An 18201-nucleotide genomic window follows, 5' to 3' on the forward strand; every position below is an offset into this window, starting at 1 on the left:
GGCCGTGTACGGCCGCCCACCGCCGCACGGGCCCATGAAACCGCTAACGAGGCCACCAGGGTTAGGAGTCGGCCACGACAAGCCCGCACCAGGGCTGTCGTGGCCGACTGCCGCGCCTGCGGAAAATATCGCCTCGCGGGGAAAGAAGAAGAGACCTCTATGCACGAATACATAGAGGTCGGACTGGTGAGTGGCCGGCCATTCCGGTCCCTTCCCGCGGATACACCGACCACCTTGGGTGCCAGAGGACTCGGGGCCAGCAGCGGGCTGCGACTCGGGATCAGCATCGGAAGCAGCATCAGCGCGGAGCCGGGGTCACCCTCCGCCGGCTAACGGCGACTTCTGGGAATGAACGGCAACTGGGCGAGCGTCAGGAAGTGCCCCAGTGGCTTGCCGACGAGCTGCCAGATCGCATCGAGCGGATCAGCACTGCGACCGGTCGTGACCATGGCGATGGTGAACTTGAACCCGCTCTGGGCGAGCGCGGCATGCAGGTTGGCTTCGCGCCCGGGTTTGGTCAGCTCGAGCAGCAGCGCCTGCCTCCAGTCGACGCGACCGATCACCTTGTTCCAACTGGTTGCCCCGTTGTACCAACTGGCCTTCTGCACCAATGCGGCAAGGGTCTCGGTGCCGGTGTCGTGCTCGAACCAGAAGACCCGCTCCTCATCGGAGACGTCAACAAGAGCACCGCCGTCGGGACGCAGGACTGAGGCGTCCATGAGCTCGGTGGCCTCAGCCTCCCCATACCAGCGGAGCAACTCGATCTCAGGGTGAGCCTTGACGGAGGCGGCGAGACGGGAATAGAAGTCGTTGACCGCCTCCAAGTGGGTGCGCCTCGGGTTGGCGATCAAGCGGGCGATCAGCGCCTCGGCAGCCGGACGACTCGGCTGCGGCCGGGGCTTGGCCCCGCCACCTCGGAGATATTCGGGCAGGGCAAGGCGGACCTCTTCAACGGCGGCGTGATGGAGCCGAAGCCCGTTCCACGCCAGCACGTATCGATAAGCGGACCGATTCGAAGGCCGAAACCGGTCGACCACCCCCAGCTCATACAGGGTGGTAAGCCGGTCACGAGCCGAGGACAGCGACGTGAAATGCACCCGAGCGATCTGCTCCAGCGTCAGCACCCGCAGATGCCCCAGATCCCCGATGATCGCCCGGTCCCGATCGGTCAGCCGGTAAGCCAGCTCGGGCAAACTGACCGCCTTCGCAGCCGGTGTCCGCCACGAACCCAATCGGCACACCCCCATCCCATTGCGAGGAGACTCGGGCAAGCATTATCGCCCCGTATCGTTCGGTTCATGGCTGATTCAGCGGCATTCAATACAGAAACCCACTGGTCACGCTCGCTTTCAGGGGTGCCTCCGATGTGGGCACCGGAGCCGTGCCTTCGAGCCGCGAGAGCGTGAAGTAGCCCATCTGGCTTCCGCGTTTGTCGGATTCAAGACAGTTACTGAAGGTATCCGATGATGCGCAGGCTGCTCTTTCTCGAACGAGTCCTCTTGGCTGAGAAGGAGAATGATAAGTGTCGATACCCGAGCACCTCGGCCAGTTCCACTCCGAAAACCCGCGTGAGGAGATGGAACAGGGACACCAGACCGCACCCGAGCCGCCAGCGGCACAGCAATCGACGGTCACGCAGGAGGCCAGCCAGGAGGTTCCCGCACCGCCTCCGGCTGACAAAACCGGAATGGAAGCGCCCGTTGACGGGTCCGATCCAGTGGGCGAGTCCGCGCTGTCGCCGAACGGCGGGCCTGCGTCCCCCGGTCCGACTCCAATCGCCACAACCGAGGCTTCCGAAGCGATTCCTCCGTCCGTCGGCCAAGGTGACGTGGAACCGCTAGAGAAGGCCGGGTACGAAGGCACTCCTCAAACGGTCTACAACTCGTCGTTCCATGACGTCGACAAGGTGGTCATGGCTGCTTATATCGGTAAGCTGCATGTCGACCATCGTGGTGAACTTCTTCGCGTCACCGAGATTTCGGTCGACGACCTCGCGGAAGAGGCCAGAGAGCGGTTCACGCTCCCGAAGGGCATCGATGCCATCGAGGAAGACCTGTTCGTGGGCGAACGCCGGGTCGCGCTGCTCACGATCGAGGAAGGCGGCCGAGACCTCACCGCTCGCTATCTGGTGAGCGCCGACTCGGAGCGGAAACCTCGGCGGATCCATCCTCCGGTGAACCTGACGATCGAGCCTTGGCAGCTCAACGAGTATCCGAAAAGCGCCTTCCTGCTCGATCTGGCGGATGTCGAGATCGAGAAACCCAAACATGTGCTCCAGAACCTGCTCGGGCTGCAAGGGGCGCTCGCCGAGCAGGGATCGTTCCTGATCGTCCTGGTCGGCGACGACCACCTGGATGAAACACAGCGGGAAGAACTCGGCGTCAGCGAACTGAAGCGGCCGGACCCCTATGCCGTTCTGTACAGCCGCTTGGACGCCGCCATCACTACTGCGGGAACCGGCGGTGACGCTCGGCTCACGGATTCGGAGACCGCGAAGCACGATGACGGCGCGGGCACCGGTTCCGACGCCGCCTTTGCCGGTTCGCCCGACCTGTGGGCTGCGTTTGCGCGGGCCCGGCGGCTGCTCCACGGGAAACCGCCGGCCGAAGCGCTGCGGTTGTGCAAGGCGATCGTAGAGGCGACTGAGCACTGGAACAGTCTGGCTCCCACCGAGCAGGAGTCGCTGAAGGAGCAGTTCAACGAACGTTACCGCTTCGTTCAAGTCAACGAGGTGCGCCTGTACGTCGAGCAACTCGCGCTTGACCGCTTTCAGGCGTGGGAAACCGAGCTGGATGCGTGGAACAGGAAGTATCAGGATCAGCCGCGACTGCGGGCCTTCCAACTGGCGATCGCGGTCGTACCGTCGGGCGACCCGATCCAGATCCGCAGCCAAGCGACCGCACTGCTCCAGCGCATCGGCAGGCAACAGCTCGAAGCGGAAGGACTCGACGATGCCGGAGCCGGCACCCAGGCATCGCGTGAGCCTGCGCTCAGTGGTCTGGGAACACGGCTCCTCGCCCACGAGTCCCTGGCAGAACTGCAGGACGGCAAAGTCGTCTTCACCAAACCCGGCTTCGACGAAGCGGTCGTCCGCTACTTCTGGAACGACTGGCCCGAATACCGGGACGTCCTGCTCGACTGGCTGATGAAACTCGCCACCGACGACAACTTCAAACCCGAGGTCAGGGCCAAGTTGAAAGAGCGCATCGGCGATTTCGCCATCCACCACGCCCAAGAACGCGGCGAGCTCAGCTTCCTTTACGACGTCGTCTCGAAATGGGCCGACGACCCGGGCACACTCGGTGACGCCGCGCGGCTGCTGGAAGAAGCCGCCACAAAGTCCGGCATCGCCGGATCGGTGCGAAAGCGCACCCGCGAATGGACGACGCAGCAATCCCAGAATCTCAAACGCGCCGTCGCCGAACTGTGTGCGAGGGCCACCTTCACCCGCGAGTTCCCCGGGCTGGTCGCCACCAGACTCGCACACCTCTTGGAGAGTCAAGAAGACGGCGAAAAAGATCCTGTCTTGGACTCCGCCCTCCAGCGGGCGAGCCAACTCCTGGTCACAGCGGCCGATCAGAGTCACTTCGTCTTGACCAAGCTCAGCACCGATGCGAAGGCGGAGGCGCCTGAAAAGCGGAAACGCGCGGCAGGGCTGTTCCTCCCGATCGCACAGGCGCGGATGGAAGGGGCAGCGGCTCCGGCGCTGATCGCCCAGGCAAAGGAAACCACACCTGGTCGAGGCGCGCTGGTCACTGTCTGGGGTACCGCGCTCCGGCTTCTCGACGAACCAGCGATCCAACCCGCCTTCAACGCCTGGATGGACGCCTGCACCGTGCCTGAGACCGCATCGCAGGTGATCCGCGTATTCGGCGACGCCATCGCCACTGAATGGGACGGATCCGGAGCGGCCAATCACGCCTTGGCTCGGCTCTCCGGTGTATGGAAGGCGACCACCGACCTGCCGCCTGAGCATGCGAACGACCTCGACCGGCGTCTGTTGACCGCCGCTCGCGACGCGATGACCGAAGTCGAACACCGGGCCTTCAACGATCGTGGTCAGGGGCGCGAATGAACAAGCGCCGCAATGATGCACGGCGCGAATCCTGGAAGGAGGATGTCGAGTTCCACGTACCATGCGCGGAACCCGGCATCACCTTCAAGGTTGTTCTCCACCTGGAGGGAACACGCCCGCGACGAATGCCCGCGCCTCGGGCGATCGCGATCGCCCGAGGCGCAGCGGTGGAAGCGATCGCCGAAACCGCGAAACGTTACTCAGTAGCCGCTGACAAGGCCGCCACCGACGCGGCCGAGGCCGCGTGCCTCAATCTCAAACGCTCCAGGCGCAAACCGCACATCGACACGGTACGTGTCCGATTGCACGGCGACCGGGATGCAAAGGTCGAACTACGGCACCTGCAGACCCTCAAACGCGTCGCCGAGGTCGCCGGAGCCGAGGCTGTGACAGAGGCGGCCAGGGCCGTGGCCATACGGCACACCGTGCTGGACGACCATGGCACCACCGTCGCACGACTGCTCCTCGAACCTCCAGCGAAAACTGAGTTCGGCAGCCTGCCGAAGACCGCGGCCGATCTCCGCACCGGCATCGACGACTACCGCCCCGATGAGCGCTGGATCCGCGTCGCCGAGACGTTGAAGGCGTTCGCCGACAAACGGGCCACAGAGGAGGTCAAGCAGGTCTTGCGGGATCTGTCCGTCTGGATCGCCTCGCACAGCCCCGAACTGTCCGAGCGAATCGATGAAGCGAGACGCGAGGCGCCTCTCGACGGCGACGTCCCCCGCCAGGATCCGGATCTTCAATCCGCTGAGAACGGATGAAGACGGCAACGATCGATCCTACACGGAGACAACGGCTGTCCAACGAATTTGTCCCATCGAAGGCTTCGGACCGCTTGCCTGGCAACCAAAACTCCTGGACAGTGGCTTGTAATCGACTTATCACGGAACCTACAATCCATGGACATGACCGACATAGAGGACCCGACGCTGGCGCCGCCCCCGCTGCTGGAATTGGGACGGCAGTTGGAAGCCGAGCGGATCCGGCCGCGCTCCAGGCTTCCCAGGGGCTACACCAAGACCGATATCCCGAGTGACATCTGTTCGACGAAGACGCTGGGCCGCTTGGAATCCGGACGGTATCGGGGCGTGAACCTCGGGACCGTGCTCAAGCTGCTGCGGTTCTACCAGACCCCGTACGACCATGCCGACCACATCGCGCGCCTGGCCGAGGCGTCCAAGGCCCGCGACTGGTGCGCCGTCTACGGCAACGTCGTCGAGGATCGCGGCTGGTTCCTCCAGCAATGCGAGGACAGCGCCAGCTTCCTCTGCTACCACGCTTCACTCGCGATCCCTTCGCTGATCCACAGCAAGGCGTACTACAAGATGATCGAGCACACCACTCAGGTGTCCTTCGCCGGTGACTTCTCTTGGGAAGAGAGCTGGCGATTCCGCCAGGAGCGGCGCCAGCGCTGGATCGACTCTGAGCGCCCTGCGGTCTTTCTGATTGGTGAGGGCGCGCTGAGGATGGATCTTGGTCCTGAACGAGACGCGATCCTGGACGACCTCCGGGAAGTCGCGGCGCTGCCGTTCGCCGACGTGCGCATCATCCCGTTCTCGGCGGGCCGCTACGACCTCCAGCCGTGGTCACTGAACCTGTTCGAGTACGACGGCGACGAGCAGCCGGTGATCAACGTCGAATCCCCACGGGGGCAGGGATTCATAGCCGCCGATACACAGCGGGGTAAGGTTTTCAGAGACGCCTTCAAACTGGCGTCGGCCGAGTCGATCCCCGCGGAGGACTTCCTGACATGAAGAAGATCGGTCCCTGGCGCAAGTCGAGCCGCAGCGGAGGCGGCAACCAGGACAACAGCTGCGTCGAGGTTCGCCTGCACGGCGAGGTCCCGCAGGTGTCGGACTCGAAACTCGCCGATGACCGTCCGATTCTTACCGTCACCCCCGCCACCTACAACGGCCTACTGGCCTGGGTGAAGGACCACGGCGAAGCCTGATGGCCGGCCCGGTCAGGCACCACCCGCTCAAGGGCCGGTTCGACTCCGCAGCCGCCCAGTGGGTCCGCCCCGACGGTGACGACGGCAGACCTGGCGAACTGGAGATCGGCTTCGCTGAGAACGGCCTGGTCGCCATGCGCCGTGTCGACGACCCTGACGGCACCGCCCTGATCTACACGCCCGAGGAGTGGACGGCCTTCGTCGAAGGCGTCAAGGACGGCGAACTCGATTTCGCGATCCTCATGGAAGACGCCAGGCGGGCGAGCCTGCCCAGCGAATAGGTTCAAGCATCCAGACGCGCCGACGGGACACCGTGGCGCGTCTTTTTGTCCAATCCTGAGGAACGGGCTTCCCGACAAGCCAGCACGGTCCGGATGAGCGCGCCCGTCAGAATTGATCATTGCCTGAACGTTTCACCAGTTCATAGGCTTGTATTCATGAGCAAGCAGGGAAATGCGACCCCCAGCGGCCTCGCATTGCAACGAGGACGGTTCAGCGACGGTGGCGGGTCCTTCACGGTCCGCGCCTCCAGCGACCAGGCTCCGGACTCGTTCCAGGTGTACACGAACACGAACCCGGCCGACATCGTCCTCATCGTCTCGGGCCTGAACTCCGGGAACCTCCGGGCGACCTGGGGCGACGACTGGCGTTCACTCAGCGAGGAGTGGAAGGGCTGGTTCAAGAACCAGGCGTTCCTGGTCTTCTACAACGGCCCGGCACCCGCTCTCGGGAAGGTCCGGTTCTGCGATGGCTGACCAGTTCCTCGGCGAGTTCAAGCGCAGCCCGGCCACCTTCTTCGTCCACCAAACCGCGCCGGGGGCCTACCGAATCGACTTCCGCGACAACGGCGGCGGTCCCAGCGAAGTCTGCGCCTTCACCACCGAGGCCGCCCCGCGATGGCGCGGCGCGTGGAACGGCGACCAGTGGTGCGCCTGGATCGAGGCCGAGGCCCGCAGCATCATCGGCCGCACCGGGTGAGAAGCCGCTCCTCGGCCAGGCGACTGAACCACGGAGCTGAGCCGGGAGCATTCGATGGGGTCGGCCGGCCGGTGGGGACCAGCCGGCCCCGCTTCAGAACCCCAGCGCAGCCTCCGTGAACGCGTCCACAGCATCGACCGGGTCGGCGTCGTAAGCACCGAACGACCTGGGCCTGCATATCGATACCGGTTCGACGCGTCTCAGCACGACTCAAGATGGATTCTCCGGGACACGGGGTGCGGCCAGAAGACTGAAGAGGAAGAGGGCGAGTCCGAAGTTCGTCAAGCCGAAGGTCCATCCCCAGAAGGTCTGCATCGCCGTGCTGATCGGGGCGGTGCTGATCGCAGGGCCGAGTTGACACACGACCAGTATTTGGAACACCGCGCCTGTGACCAGCGCAGCGGTTTTTCTGAACCACACCCCGACGGCCACGACCAGGGCGATGATGGCGAGAACCGTGCCGCCACCATAGATCGTTTCCGGTATGCCGTCGAACTTCCCGCACTCAGGCGCGCTGTCGGGGCCGCACTCGCTCACGCTGCCCGCCAGCCAGCGCTGGTTGAGGACCAGGAACAACAACCACTCGGCAGCCATCACCCCAGCGGTGATCCGATAGGACCACTTCGACGGGATCACGGACATCGGCGACTTCGGCATACTCATGCACCGGGGAACAGGACGAGCAACCAGATGAGCATCAAAGCCGCTCCAACCGCAACAACGACACCGACCGCGACCGCAAGATCAATCGCGTTGGCACGCAGCAGACCTCCGCCTCTCCGCGGCGGAGTGTCAAAGTACCTGTCCAGCCGCAACGCCTTCTGTGTCCCCGCGATCACCAGCCACAGCAGCAGTGCCACGAAGATGAGAAGGAACCAGCCCCCTGCGGCAGTGAGGGCCAATGCGACCAGGGCCCCCGCGACGACTTGCAGCCAAGCGAGGATCCCGACCAGATTCAGATACATCCCGGCCCGCCGCGGCCGCCGAATGAGGTTCACCGCAGCCAGCGCGTTCAGCAGCGGAGTCGGACCTACCAGCACTGCGAAGACCACAGTCCCAGCAGTGACATCGGCGCCGGCGATGGCACTCAACGCCAGGAACAGCAGCCACAGAGGGAACCCGAGCACCATCACCGCAATGGCGTGCACGACCAGCATGGCCCGCAGCGGGCCTACGCCCTCGGGGATCGGAGTCTCCAGCCTGGCGAAAGGTATCGGGTTCGCACCCCTTTTCGAGGATTCGGGTCGCGGGTCAGTAACGTTCAGTTCACCATCCGAACCGGCTCTGTCCGCCGACTCGGACACAGGTTCGAGCGGTTCAGTCATCGTCGTTCGCTTTCCGAAAATCCGGCCCGTTCCGCCGAGGCATGTGGTCCTCCTTCGCAGAAGGTTCGATCGGGATCGTTTCCCTGCCTTCAAGGGCTGTCGAGCCGAACCGGTAGCCCCAGCCCGATGAGGGCCTGCACCAATGAATCACGCTCGGCAAGCACAGGAATACGACCACAACCAGGTTGAGGATTCCGACAGCGAGAGATCGGAGTTCGGCAAGTTCCAGGCTCCGCAGTGCCAGCAGCCAATAGGCCGGTATCGCCAGACCGAAGAAGATCAGAGCCAGGTACCAGGCCCAGCCCCTGCGCCTCCACATACCCCAGGCGAACAGCAGTGCCAGTGTCGACAGGAGGAGGAGCGGGAGAAAGAACAGCTCGTACAGCCCGTCAAAACCATCGCAGTAATGGTTCTCAGGGCCACAGCCATCGTCGGGAATCTCGACGATGACGGTGAGGTACACGTACCAGTCGACGACGATCAACGCGACCAGTACGGTGACCGGCCACGGAGGGGAAAGGGGCCGATCGTTCGTCATAGTTGATCTGCGTACGGATCCGACATCGGCGACTCAGGATCTTCCGGACCACGGGCCCACGGGGCCGCGCCAGGGACGTCGGCTGCTGTTGTACCCCCGAACGGCGCGATGGCTTCCGCGGTTTCACTGGTCGAGTCATCCGGTGTTTCGAGCGTGCAGTATTTCGTGTGGTCGTTCTCCGGCGTGACGCCGCCGAGCGGAGGACCGCACACCGGATCGCCTTCAGCTTCTACGCAAGCGACTTGTGCATGGATAACGGCTTGACCGAGCATGTTCGAGTACCAAATGTTGACCCCGTCGGGGCGAGTGGCTTGGATGTCAGCGATATTGCCGTCGACGTCATCGCGTTCACCGTGGATCTCCCAGCCAAGGGATGACCAGTGCTCCTTAAGGACCGTGAAATACTCCTTGGTCACGAGATCGGAACCGATGGTCTCCTCGGGAAAGGTGTAGTTGATCTCGTAGGACTCGCGACCTTCCTCAGAGCAGTCCAGCTTGAGCGTGGTGCGGTCCTGGAATCCCGGGAAGTCGGGTAGTCCCTCGATGGTCTGTGCAATGGCCTCGTCCATACGAAGGAATGCCTCGCCGCGGTTGAATTCGAGCTCGGGTAGTCCTTGCGACATAAGGGAGCATCCTCCGATGGTGATGGAAGTCAAGGCAGCGACGCATGTGATCAAAGGCCTGCGCCAGCGGGATCGTCGGCTCATGTGACCTGGTCTCCATTTCCGGTGAAGATCATCGCCATGTTTTTTCGGGCGGGATTCCCGTCATCCCAGTAATTGCTGTGGATGTCGACGGGACTCCAACCCATGTTGTCGCTGTCGAATGAGGTACCGCCAAATCCCGAGTCGAGTCCACCGCCTTGAATATTGAGACCTCCGTCGTTCGGGTCTGATCCGAGAATCAGGGTCGCTTCGGCGGCAGCGTTGATGAGATCGCCCGGAGCGGTGGTGGAGTAGAAGTCATCGGGATCGATGCCCAGTTCACTCGCGTGGTCGACGGTCATGCCGGGGCTGGCGACCGCGACGATCTGGTCAGTATCGAGACCGTATTCGCTGGCGGCCTGGCCGATGACCGTGGTCCCGTAGGAGTGACCTATCACGGTCGTAGTGGTCTCTTCGGGGTCGTGGTTGGTCGCATCGAGTCCGCTCATGAACGATGCCAGCGGCTCGGATGCGTCTTCAGCGTAGGAGAGACTCGGCGAATTCATGATGGGATTGTTCGGGGCGTCGTAGTCCAGCCACACCATCACAGCTGTCTCTCCGCTACCGGCCACCTGGGCGGCATCTCCGGCCATGGTTTCTGCGCGCTGCAGGTCGTTGCCTCCGGCGCCATCCAAATCGCCGCCGGTGCCTGGTACATACACGACGGTGTTGTCGGCAGTGTCGGGGTTGCCGACTGACACGATGGCCTTGCCGTCGCCAGCCGAGTCATATCCGAGCAGGTAGTACTGCTGGCCGGTAGGAGATTCCTCAGCGATCGCGCTTTGCAGGTCCACGAGTTCGTTGTACGTGACGCGTTCGCCCTGGAGTCTTGCGAGCTCCTCTCTCAGCTGTTCGAGTTCTTCAGCGCGATCGATGGAGTCTCCGTTGGCGACGATCTCGCTCCAGTTGCCTTCGATCTCGGCGATGCGGTCTTCGATAACGGCGATGTCCTCGTCGAGGGTGGGACTGAAGTCGGCGATCTCCTGGTCCAGCAGGATGCGGTTGGCGGTGTCGCGGTCTTCGGTGGGGATGCCGTCGACCGGGCCGACCAGTTCGGGCAGCTCGTGGACGAACAACTCTTGGTCGCCCTCAGCCAGCGAGTTCCACCAGTCGTTGACCTCTTCAGGGATGGCGTCTCCGGATTCGATCTTGTCGAGGAAGTCCTGGTGTTGTTCTTGGAGGTATTCGGCGGTCTTCGCCTCGAAGTCGGAACCGACATACGGTGGTAGCGGCGGTGGGTCGTCGTTGAGGGCCTTGAAGTCGGCAGCGTACTGGTCGTCGAGTTCGCGAACCGAGTCCATGAGCGTCTTGAACCGGTCCGACAGGTCCACGGCCTGTTCGCGGACCCGCTGCTCGTAGGCATCGGCCTCGTACTCGTTCATCGGTTCGACGGTCCCTGAGCCGGTGAGGTAGTTGTACAGGTCCGATTCATTGACCTCGAAGCGCTCCTCGCCGGGTTCGCCCTCGGCGGTGAGGTAGACGCTCTTCTCGGCGAACAGGCCGGCCAGCTCGTCCCGCTTGGTCTCGAAGTCGGTCTTCGCCTCCTGCAGAAGCACCTTGATGTGACTCGCGTACGCGTCCAGGTCGTCGAGGAACCGCTCGGCGATGTGTCTGGCCTGGCCGCGGACCAGGTCGGCCGTCTCGCCGTCGAAGTCGTCACGCGCCTGGTCGGCCGCGCCCTCCTTGAGGACCGGGATGCCGTCGATGAGCGTCGCCTCGAAGTCGGCCGCCTCGCTGATGTAGCGGTCCCAGACCGCCGCGGCGTCGTCGAGCCCGGTGTAGCCGGTGAGGTAGAACGTCCTCCAAGACAGGCTGCTCACTCGACCGCCACCGACTTCCCGTCGGTCGGCAGCGCGGCCGGGTTGTAGTCGGGCCGCTCGGCGCCGGTGGTCTCGTAGTAGTCGCTCGTGGTGTACTCGTCGACGTCGACCTGAAGCTCTTCGCCGAGTTCGACCAGGTCCGACTCGGAGTCCTGGTCGTGCTGGGCGGCGACGGCGGCATTGGTGGCCATGAACTGGGCCAGGTCGATCAGGTGGTTTCGATGGTCGACGATGCGGGAGTACCACCAGGACTCGGCGGCGTTCAGTGCCGGGCGGAAGGCGAACTCGCCGATCGGGATCGCGGTGACCGCGTCCGCGGCGTCGGCGTTCACGGCGACCGCCGCGGCGTCGAGGTCCTCGGCGACGGTCTCGATCTGCTCGACCGCTTCCGATACGGCCTGGTGGTCGATGACCATCCTGTCGCTCATCGCGGACCGCCCTTCTCGTCGGCCGACCGACTGACCTTCGCAGTGCCTTGGTTGTAGAGGGCCTTGATGGCCGCTTCGACTCGAGCGATGCCGTCGTCGGCTTCAGCTCCCATGTGGTCGATGTCAACCGTGCAGGTCCCGTCCGGGTCGATGATGAGGCGAACGAGTCCGTCCGGGGAGGTCTGGTCGAACCGTTTCGGCGCCTCAGGCGCGGGCGCACCTTGAGCGAGGACATCGAGCAGGCGGTTCATCCCGGGGCCGGAGTGGAGTTCAGGGCTTTCAGGCATCGGCATCTCCTCGCATCCGGTCGATCGCGGCGAGTACTTGGGTGCGGGCCTCTGTGCAGGCCGCACGCAGTTCCGTGAGCACCAGGCCGGCGGCCTGGGCGACCTGGTCGCAATAGGACCAGTGGCGTGCGGCATCGGCGGGAAGCTGGATCGACTCGAGTCGCAACGCGAGGTTCATCGTCGCACTGACCGCAAAAGTAGGGACAGTTGCCGATACCGCGGTCGAGGCCAGGCAGTTCTGGACGACCTCGTCCACTTCAGCCGGTGTGAGATCAGGAGTGAGGTCTTCGAAGTGGGCGGCGGCCTCGGTCAGGATCTGATCGAGGCTGGGCAGGTTCACTGACATGGGGTGGGGATTCCTTGTGCGAGTGAAGGAAAACGGACGGTGTCGGGTCGCGACACAAGTTAACAGGTCGAGAGGCCGTGTGGGGTACAGCTGTACTCGACGCTGAGCAGCTGCGGGAGACGTGAAACCACTGACGGTCAGGCCATGATGACACATTCGCCGTGTTCATGGTGTCCGGCCTGTTTGTCGCGTCTGAGTGTCCTGTCCCCACGGTGAGGCATGGACTCGCTACCATGAAGTAACCGTTGGCGTGACCGGTTGCCCGCACCCACCCGTAGGGCACGGTCCCCAACGACTCCTTCAGCCTGATCACGACACCCCTGAGGAACGATCCCCTGTGAGCGACTACCGCGACATCGTCGACGGCAACGGCGAAATCATTCACGTCGCAGCCGACGACTCGGCCGACGGCCAGTCCCTGTACCAGAACGGCGAGAGGATCATCACCGCCGACGAGGACGCCTTCGACGTCTTCGCCGTCAAGACCAGCTCGGCGCTGACCGACCTGGACGAGGCCCGGTCGGTGCTGACCATGGGCGATCTCGGCTTGGTCGCCGGACTCGGGCTCGTGAACGACCTGGTCTTCTCCCGGATCGACGCGCAGCATCTGAAGGTCGGCACCTTCCCCGAAGCCGAAGCACTCGCAATCGCCTATCTGGAGCACTTCTACAAGCCCGGGGCCGAAGCGGTCGAGCGGGTCTGGCACGGCATCGACACCGGCAAGACCGTCGCCACCGACACCATGGCCGCCTACGTCGATGCGGACGGCAACGTCGCCGCCGACGTCACCGCGCTCGCCTCCGAGTTCGACAACTCAGACGGGACGCTCACCGAGACGGAATTTGCCGAGTTCCAGACCCACGGCCCCGAGACCGAGGCGCCCGGCGGTGACGAGAGCACCGGCGGCGAAGAGGAGTCGGTCAGACTCCTGTAGCCCGCTTCGGCATTCGCCTCTTCGCCGCCCGAGCGCGGCCCGCCCCTGGAAGGAATCCCCACCATGGCCGAACCGCTCGGCTTCGAGTACTACCGCGACAACTACACCACCGAACAGCTCTGGGACATGCTCATCACGCAAGGCGACCCGATGAGCGTCGAACTCTCCTCGACCGTCTGGGCCACCGCCCGCGGCAAGCTCCTCAACGCGCGCGAGGCCCTCAACGCCAACGTGTCCGATCTCGCCACCTACTGGCAGGGACCCGCCTCCGAAGAGTTCCAGAACCGAATGGTCCTTGTTGTTCAGTACAGCGAGGCCACCGAATTCCTCATGACACAGGCAGAGACCAATTACCTGCCCAACATCGCCGGGTATCTGGCGTCGGCGCAGGCGCGCGCACGGGGTGAGAACGCCCTCGGCGAAGACCTGGACCCAGCGAACGACATCACGGACCTTGAAGAGTGGATGGAGCAGGTCAAGGGTCTCAGCCGCCCTGAGATCGCCGCGTTGACCAGTTCGGGGTGGAACACCAACGCCAACGAGCACACCGTGTGGCGCGAGGCCCGCCACGACGAACTCGCCCAGACCGTCGCCGATCTCGGTGCGCAGTACGCCGAGTACACGAACGCCGTCTTCGCCGAACCTCATCAGACCGCACCCGATGGGATGCCGGGCTCCGCAACGTTCGAACGGCCGACCGGGGGCGTCTTCGCCGACAACCCGATCGAGGCCCCTGCTGACGCCACGACCCAGACTTCAACCAGAGCGACGCAACCTGACACGAGTGCGAACAACGAGGCGTTCGCGTCGGTTCTGGACGACGAAGACGATGAGGCCCCGCCTTGGACGTACTCCTCTCACGATGACTTCGATGAGGCCTCCGGTGGTCTGGCTGGCGGCAGTACCGCAACCGCACTGCCGACCGGTGGGAGTCCCATCGGTGGTACTTCGATCGGCAGCGGCACCACGGCCGCGGGGTCCGGCTTCCCCAGCGCTGCGTCCGGCGGCGCAGGTGTAGTGCCGGGCCGCGGACTGAACTCCGCCAACCCGACGAGTGGTGCTGTTCCCTCGAATGGACGCAGCACCGCGGCCGGTCGTGGCGGCGTGAACCCGAACCTCCAGGCACGACCCGCAGCAGGTAGAGACAGCGGGAACACACCCGTGAGCGGGCGTCGCCGCAGTGACGAGACCGAGGAGGAGGAGACCGAGGCGCGCGAGTCGAAGTACGTCGAGGCCGAGAACGTCTTCTCCGTCCCGTTCGACCCCGCAGCGGGCCCCGCCCACGAAGGCCCGAAATACCAACGTGCCTGGGACAAGGAACACGCCACTTGGGAGGAACGCCGACGCGAGGAAGAGGAATAAGGCCGCGCCGGATCAAGACCGGATGCCGGGCGGTGGCGGACCGTGCAAACCGCCGCCCGGCATTCCTCGCGCGTGAGGGGGAATCAGCGCTACTGCCAGGGCTGGACTCGGCGACGACTCTTGGCCTGAGAGCGCAGCACCAGCCACACCGCCAGCCCGGCCGCCGCCAATATGACAGCGGCCGCGATTACGAACACCAGCAGCAGGCCGTTTCCATCTGAGTCATCGGACGCTTCGGCCTGATTTTCAGAGGCGGGCTCCGATGAAGCGTCGCCGGTCGGTTCAGCCGACTCATCGTCGGACAAGGCTTCAGAGGCACCGGCCTCTCCGAGCGGGTAGCCCAAGGGATTCTCGGTCACGGCCTCGACATCGTCGCTGTTGACAGCGGCGTCGGCGTCGACCTCGCCGAACCCGAGTGCTTCGGTACGCCCTTCGCCGTGGTCGTCGGCGGTGGAAATGAGGCGCTGGATCGTGTTGCTGGCATCCAGATCCGGATACGCCGAACGCACCAGCGCCGCCACACCGCCGACGAGACCCGAGGCCGCCGAGGTGCCCGCGGCATCGAAGTACAACGGCTCATCACCGAAATCAACGGTCTGAGGATCCGGGAAGACCATGGCACCGGCCGGGCCCGCAAGGACGATCTCCGGGCCGGTCGTGCTCATGCTCCAAGGGTCGCCGTTCTCATCGGTGCCGCTCACGGCGACCACGCCGGGGAAGTAGGCCGGATTAGGAACCTTTTCAAGGCTGGGGTCATTACCGCCACCGGCGACCACCACGACGTCTTGGTCGATCGCGTACTGCACCGCTCCCAAGAACTCCTCGTCCGGTTCGGCTTGAGAAACTTCGACCCAGGGAATCACGATCACATCCGCGCCGTTGTCGGCAGCCCATCGGATCCCGTCGAATTGAACCTGTCCTGCGCCTGTGCTGAAGCCTGTATTGATGCTGCTGGAGCCGGTTCGAACCGGGAGGATAGTGGCGTCCGGAGCGGCGTAGAGGACGGCGGCCGCCACACCGGTACCGTGGCCGTCTCCGTCCACGCGGCCGTTCGGCTCGTCGCCGCTCATGAACGACTTGCCGTCGAGGATGTTCTTGTCCTCCAGGAACGGGTGCTCTTCGGCGATCCCGGTGTCGACCACGGCGACGGTCACGCCTTCGCCCTTCGTGGTCTCCCAGGCCGTCTCGGCGCCGATCTGGTCGATTGCCCAGGCGTTCTCGGCGTAGAGGTCCTTCTCTTCCTGTGCCAGCGCCGCCGACGGCGCGACGGTGACCGCCGCGAACAGGGCCGCTGCGCCGAGCAGCGCGCCGGCTGCGGCAGATCGCGGTGAGACGAGGGGTGTCGTCATGAGGGGGCGTCCCTTTCCGTAGGTGCGTGATCACGGCAGTGCCCGTTCGGCCCAACGATATCGTCAAACGGCCGAGCCCACTGCCCCCGTGCACGCCGTCGGCTGTCATCGGCGGGCATGGTCGCGAAGCACCCGCTGGACGCTGCTGACGCTGATGCCGAACTTGTCCGCAAGGTCCTTCTGGGTGGCGCCATCGCGACGGTCGCGAACCATGGCTTCGACCTCGCCAGGCGTCAGCCGGTCGTAGAGCCGCCACGGGCGGGCCGGTCCCGGGTGGTGATTGCGAACAAGTTCGCTGGTAGGCGCGAGTTCGTCGGCCGGAGTTCCGCCGCGCCCGGATACGGCCGGTTCGGCCGCCGGGGCGGCCGATACGGCCGAAAGGCGCGAAACCAGGGCCCTGACCTGCGATGACGGGTTCAAATAGGCCGTCACAAGGTGCACCGACACAGCCCGGTGGCCTTGTGCCACCGGGCTTTTTCGTGTTCGCACATGCCCCGGTGGCCGCTTTGGCCGGGCCTTCTGTATGTTCATGCTCTCCCCGGGGCCAGTCGGCATCTCAGCGGGAACACCGCCCCATCCGGTCGCGTTAGGCTCGGAGTAGAGGGAACAGACTGAATCTTTTTTGACGATGTGGGGACGCCGCAGACGATGAGCGAAGAGAACACGAAGCCGGAACGCGACGAGTACGACGAGGAGTCCGACGACGACCTGCTCATCGTCGACGCCGAGGGCAACCCGATCTCCGCCGGGGAGGCGCAGCAGCGGCTCGCCGAGGCGGCCGAGTCCGATCCGTCCAAGCTGGTCGCCGAGCCCGCCAAGGTGATGCGCGTCGGTTCGATGATCAAGCAGCTCCTCGAAGAGGTGCGCGCCGCCGAGCTCGACGACAAGGGCCGCCAGCGCCTGCGCGACATCCACGCCCGCTCCATCGCCGAACTCGAGTCGGGTCTGGCCCCCGAGCTCCGCGACGAGCTCGAGCGCCTCTCGCTGCCGTTCAGCGCCGACGAGGTGCCGACCGAGGCGGAACTGCGCATCGCGCAGGCCCAGCTCGTCGGCTGGCTCGAAGGGCTCTTCCACGGCATCCAGGCCGCGCTCGTGGCACAGCAGATGGCGGCCCGCCTCCAGCTCGACCAGATGCGCTCGGGCGACATGCGCGCGCTCCCCGCCGGCGAGGGCGGCGACCTTCCGCCCCAGCTGAGGGCCATCATGGCCGAGCGCGCCGCCCGCGGTGACGACCACGACCACCACCCCGGGCAATACCTGTAGGCACCGCAGATGCCATAGACTCGGCCTGCCGTGGCGCAGCCCGCGAGCGATGGGCGCAGACTTCACGAAGACGCTCGCGAGCTGTACATTGGCACTGCCCGGACCCTTCCCGCCGGCCGGGGTGAGAAACACTGGAGAGCTGAACACGGTGCTGTACAAGACGCTGCAATGGACGGCCGCCCCGACGATCAAACTCATCTGGCGGCCGTGGATCGACGGCAGGGAGAACATTCCCGAGACCGGCCCGGTCATCCTGGCGTCCAACCACCTCTCGGTGGCCGACCACTACTTTCTGGGTCTGACCACCAAGCGGCACATCGCGACCATGGCGAAGATCGAGTACTTCACCGGGGCGGGACTCAAGGGCAAGGTCATCTCCAAGACGGTCAAGGCGCTCGGCCAGGTGGCCGTCGACCGCTCCGGAGGACGGCGCAGCGCCGCCTCGCTGGAGCCGTCGATGAAGGTCCTGGAGGAGGGCCGGGTCTTCGCGATCTTCCCCGAGGGCACCCGCTCGCCGGACGGGCGCCTCTACCGCGGCAAGCCGGGCGTGGCTCGCCTGGCGCTGGCCACGGGCGCGCCGGTGGTGCCGGTGGGCATGATCGGCACCGAGAAGGTCCTGCCGATCGGGGAGTCGCGCCCGCGCGTGGCACCGGTGGGCGTGCGCATCGGCAAGCCGCTCGACTTCAGCCGCTACCAGGGCATGGAGAACGACCGGGTCATCATCAGGGCGGTCACCGACGAGATCATGGACGCGATCAGGCAGCTGACCGGCCAGGAGTACGTCGACAAGTACGCCAAGCGCAACTCCTCGTCGAAGGACGAGGGCGACTCCGACTGA

At 64.8% G+C, this 18201-nt stretch carries 22 protein-coding genes; 11 read left to right on the top strand and 11 right to left on the bottom strand.

Translation table 11 applies throughout. The features are described from left to right. Positions 1-329: 329 nt before the first annotated feature. Positions 330-1193, bottom strand: coding sequence for a replication-relaxation family protein (locus H613_RS0114775; RefSeq protein ID WP_026924424.1), 864 nt, complete (start codon positions 1191-1193; stop codon positions 330-332). A 329-nt stretch (positions 1194-1522) separates the two neighbouring features. On the opposite strand from H613_RS0114775, the gene H613_RS0114780 reads away from it, so the two are divergent. From H613_RS0114780 to H613_RS0114810, 7 genes are all read left to right on the top strand, one after another. Continuing rightward, positions 1523-4075, top strand: coding sequence for a hypothetical protein (locus H613_RS0114780; RefSeq protein WP_156926048.1), 2553 nt, complete (start codon positions 1523-1525; stop codon positions 4073-4075). Next, on the top strand, positions 4072-4839 hold the full coding sequence (locus H613_RS0114785) for a hypothetical protein (protein WP_156926049.1): 768 nt from the start codon (positions 4072-4074) through the stop codon (positions 4837-4839). The genes H613_RS0114780 and H613_RS0114785 overlap by 4 nt, the downstream gene beginning before the upstream one ends. 144 nt (positions 4840-4983) lie before the next feature. Next, complete coding sequence (locus tag H613_RS0114790; RefSeq protein ID WP_156926050.1) at positions 4984-5832, top strand: Scr1 family TA system antitoxin-like transcriptional regulator; 849 nt, start codon at positions 4984-4986, stop codon at positions 5830-5832. Next, positions 5829-6029: a DUF397 domain-containing protein gene (locus H613_RS0114795; RefSeq protein WP_035738205.1), complete on the top strand. Its 201-nt coding sequence runs from the start codon at positions 5829-5831 to the stop codon at positions 6027-6029. Before H613_RS0114790 ends, H613_RS0114795 begins: the two co-directional genes overlap by 4 nt. Then, positions 6029-6310 (top strand): DUF397 domain-containing protein, encoded by a 282-nt coding sequence (locus H613_RS26690; RefSeq protein ID WP_035738206.1) that lies wholly within the window; start codon positions 6029-6031, stop codon positions 6308-6310. The genes H613_RS0114795 and H613_RS26690 overlap by 1 nt, the downstream gene beginning before the upstream one ends. Before the next feature lie 156 nt (positions 6311-6466). Further along, positions 6467-6784 (top strand): hypothetical protein, encoded by a 318-nt coding sequence (locus H613_RS0114805; protein WP_156926051.1) that lies wholly within the window; start codon positions 6467-6469, stop codon positions 6782-6784. Beyond that, positions 6777-7007, top strand: coding sequence for a hypothetical protein (locus H613_RS0114810; protein ID WP_026924430.1), 231 nt, complete (start codon positions 6777-6779; stop codon positions 7005-7007). The genes H613_RS0114805 and H613_RS0114810 overlap by 8 nt, the downstream gene beginning before the upstream one ends. A 210-nt stretch (positions 7008-7217) precedes the next feature. Here H613_RS0114810 and H613_RS0114815 read toward each other — a convergent pair whose 3' ends face one another. The 8 genes from H613_RS0114815 to H613_RS0114850 form a co-directional block, all read right to left on the bottom strand. Beyond that, complete coding sequence (locus H613_RS0114815; RefSeq protein WP_035738207.1) at positions 7218-7664, bottom strand: hypothetical protein; 447 nt, start codon at positions 7662-7664, stop codon at positions 7218-7220. Between the two features lie 2 nt (positions 7665-7666). Then, the gene (locus tag H613_RS0114820) at positions 7667-8164 is read right to left on the bottom strand and encodes a hypothetical protein (protein ID WP_026924432.1); all 498 of its coding nucleotides are present in this window, start codon (positions 8162-8164) and stop codon (positions 7667-7669) included. A 160-nt stretch (positions 8165-8324) separates the two neighbouring features. After that, a complete protein-coding gene (locus H613_RS0114825) occupies positions 8325-8870 on the bottom strand; it encodes a hypothetical protein (RefSeq protein ID WP_026924433.1) in 546 nt (181 codons plus the stop codon). Next, positions 8867-9493: a hypothetical protein gene (locus H613_RS0114830; RefSeq protein WP_026924434.1), complete on the bottom strand. Its 627-nt coding sequence runs from the start codon at positions 9491-9493 to the stop codon at positions 8867-8869. Before H613_RS0114830 ends, H613_RS0114825 begins: the two co-directional genes overlap by 4 nt. 80 nt (positions 9494-9573) lie before the next feature. Continuing rightward, a complete protein-coding gene (locus tag H613_RS29335) occupies positions 9574-11394 on the bottom strand; it encodes an alpha/beta hydrolase (protein WP_051393372.1) in 1821 nt (606 codons plus the stop codon). Further along, positions 11391-11822 (bottom strand): hypothetical protein, encoded by a 432-nt coding sequence (locus H613_RS31455; RefSeq protein WP_169732002.1) that lies wholly within the window; start codon positions 11820-11822, stop codon positions 11391-11393. The genes H613_RS29335 and H613_RS31455 overlap by 4 nt, the downstream gene beginning before the upstream one ends. Next, a complete protein-coding gene (locus tag H613_RS31460) occupies positions 11819-12109 on the bottom strand; it encodes a hypothetical protein (protein WP_169732003.1) in 291 nt (96 codons plus the stop codon). Before H613_RS31460 ends, H613_RS31455 begins: the two co-directional genes overlap by 4 nt. Further along, complete coding sequence (locus tag H613_RS0114850; protein ID WP_026924437.1) at positions 12102-12455, bottom strand: hypothetical protein; 354 nt, start codon at positions 12453-12455, stop codon at positions 12102-12104. The genes H613_RS31460 and H613_RS0114850 overlap by 8 nt, the downstream gene beginning before the upstream one ends. A 337-nt stretch (positions 12456-12792) precedes the next feature. Here H613_RS0114850 and H613_RS0114855 point away from each other — a divergent pair, with 337 nt between their 5' ends. After that, on the top strand, positions 12793-13389 hold the full coding sequence (locus tag H613_RS0114855) for a hypothetical protein (RefSeq protein WP_026924438.1): 597 nt from the start codon (positions 12793-12795) through the stop codon (positions 13387-13389). Positions 13390-13452: 63 nt separating this feature from the next. Beyond that, positions 13453-14751, top strand: coding sequence for a TrbL/VirB6 family protein (locus H613_RS0114860; protein ID WP_026924439.1), 1299 nt, complete (start codon positions 13453-13455; stop codon positions 14749-14751). Positions 14752-14840: 89 nt separating this feature from the next. On the opposite strand, the gene H613_RS26700 is transcribed toward H613_RS0114860, so the two are convergent. Both H613_RS26700 and H613_RS30935 read right to left on the bottom strand, forming a co-directional pair. Beyond that, the gene (locus H613_RS26700; RefSeq protein WP_035738208.1) at positions 14841-16100 is read right to left on the bottom strand and encodes a S8 family serine peptidase; all 1260 of its coding nucleotides are present in this window, start codon (positions 16098-16100) and stop codon (positions 14841-14843) included. Positions 16101-16205: 105 nt separating this feature from the next. Beyond that, a complete protein-coding gene (locus tag H613_RS30935) occupies positions 16206-16631 on the bottom strand; it encodes a helix-turn-helix domain-containing protein (protein ID WP_156926052.1) in 426 nt (141 codons plus the stop codon). A gap of 117 nt (positions 16632-16748) precedes the next feature. On the opposite strand from H613_RS30935, the gene H613_RS0114875 reads away from it, so the two are divergent. Together H613_RS0114875 and H613_RS0114880 are read left to right on the top strand one after the other, a co-directional pair. Then, positions 16749-17363, top strand: coding sequence for a bacterial proteasome activator family protein (locus H613_RS0114875; RefSeq protein WP_026924440.1), 615 nt, complete (start codon positions 16749-16751; stop codon positions 17361-17363). 121 nt (positions 17364-17484) lie between these two features. Beyond that, the gene (locus H613_RS0114880; protein ID WP_245598565.1) at positions 17485-18201 is read left to right on the top strand and encodes a lysophospholipid acyltransferase family protein; all 717 of its coding nucleotides are present in this window, start codon (positions 17485-17487) and stop codon (positions 18199-18201) included.

Origin of the sequence: Glycomyces arizonensis DSM 44726 (assembly GCF_000482705.1) — a bacterium.
Taxonomy (GTDB): domain Bacteria; phylum Actinomycetota; class Actinomycetes; order Mycobacteriales; family Micromonosporaceae; genus Glycomyces; species Glycomyces arizonensis.

What these genes read in the sequence shown, in the direction of transcription:
- H613_RS0114785 (WP_156926049.1), top strand. Translation starts at nt 4,072, where the DNA reads ATGAACAAGCGCCGCAATGATGCACGGCGCGAATCCTGGAAGGAGGAT.
- H613_RS0114790 (WP_156926050.1), top strand. Translation starts at nt 4,984, where the DNA reads ATGACCGACATAGAGGACCCGACGCTGGCGCCGCCCCCGCTGCTGGAA.
- H613_RS0114795 (WP_035738205.1), top strand. Translation starts at nt 5,829, where the DNA reads ATGAAGAAGATCGGTCCCTGGCGCAAGTCGAGCCGCAGCGGAGGCGGC.
- H613_RS26690 (WP_035738206.1), top strand. Translation starts at nt 6,029, where the DNA reads ATGGCCGGCCCGGTCAGGCACCACCCGCTCAAGGGCCGGTTCGACTCC.
- H613_RS0114805 (WP_156926051.1), top strand. Translation starts at nt 6,467, where the DNA reads ATGAGCAAGCAGGGAAATGCGACCCCCAGCGGCCTCGCATTGCAACGA.
- H613_RS0114810 (WP_026924430.1), top strand. Translation starts at nt 6,777, where the DNA reads ATGGCTGACCAGTTCCTCGGCGAGTTCAAGCGCAGCCCGGCCACCTTC.
- H613_RS0114815 (WP_035738207.1), bottom strand. Translation starts at nt 7,664, where the DNA reads ATGCCGAAGTCGCCGATGTCCGTGATCCCGTCGAAGTGGTCCTATCGG.
- H613_RS0114820 (WP_026924432.1), bottom strand. Translation starts at nt 8,164, where the DNA reads ATGCTGGTCGTGCACGCCATTGCGGTGATGGTGCTCGGGTTCCCTCTG.
- H613_RS0114825 (WP_026924433.1), bottom strand. Translation starts at nt 8,870, where the DNA reads ATGACGAACGATCGGCCCCTTTCCCCTCCGTGGCCGGTCACCGTACTG.
- H613_RS0114830 (WP_026924434.1), bottom strand. Translation starts at nt 9,493, where the DNA reads ATGTCGCAAGGACTACCCGAGCTCGAATTCAACCGCGGCGAGGCATTC.
- H613_RS31455 (WP_169732002.1), bottom strand. Translation starts at nt 11,822, where the DNA reads ATGAGCGACAGGATGGTCATCGACCACCAGGCCGTATCGGAAGCGGTC.
- H613_RS31460 (WP_169732003.1), bottom strand. Translation starts at nt 12,109, where the DNA reads ATGCCTGAAAGCCCTGAACTCCACTCCGGCCCCGGGATGAACCGCCTG.
- H613_RS0114850 (WP_026924437.1), bottom strand. Translation starts at nt 12,455, where the DNA reads ATGTCAGTGAACCTGCCCAGCCTCGATCAGATCCTGACCGAGGCCGCC.
- H613_RS0114860 (WP_026924439.1), top strand. Translation starts at nt 13,453, where the DNA reads ATGGCCGAACCGCTCGGCTTCGAGTACTACCGCGACAACTACACCACC.
- H613_RS26700 (WP_035738208.1), bottom strand. Translation starts at nt 16,100, where the DNA reads ATGACGACACCCCTCGTCTCACCGCGATCTGCCGCAGCCGGCGCGCTG.
- H613_RS30935 (WP_156926052.1), bottom strand. Translation starts at nt 16,631, where the DNA reads ATGAACATACAGAAGGCCCGGCCAAAGCGGCCACCGGGGCATGTGCGA.
- H613_RS0114875 (WP_026924440.1), top strand. Translation starts at nt 16,749, where the DNA reads ATGAGCGAAGAGAACACGAAGCCGGAACGCGACGAGTACGACGAGGAG.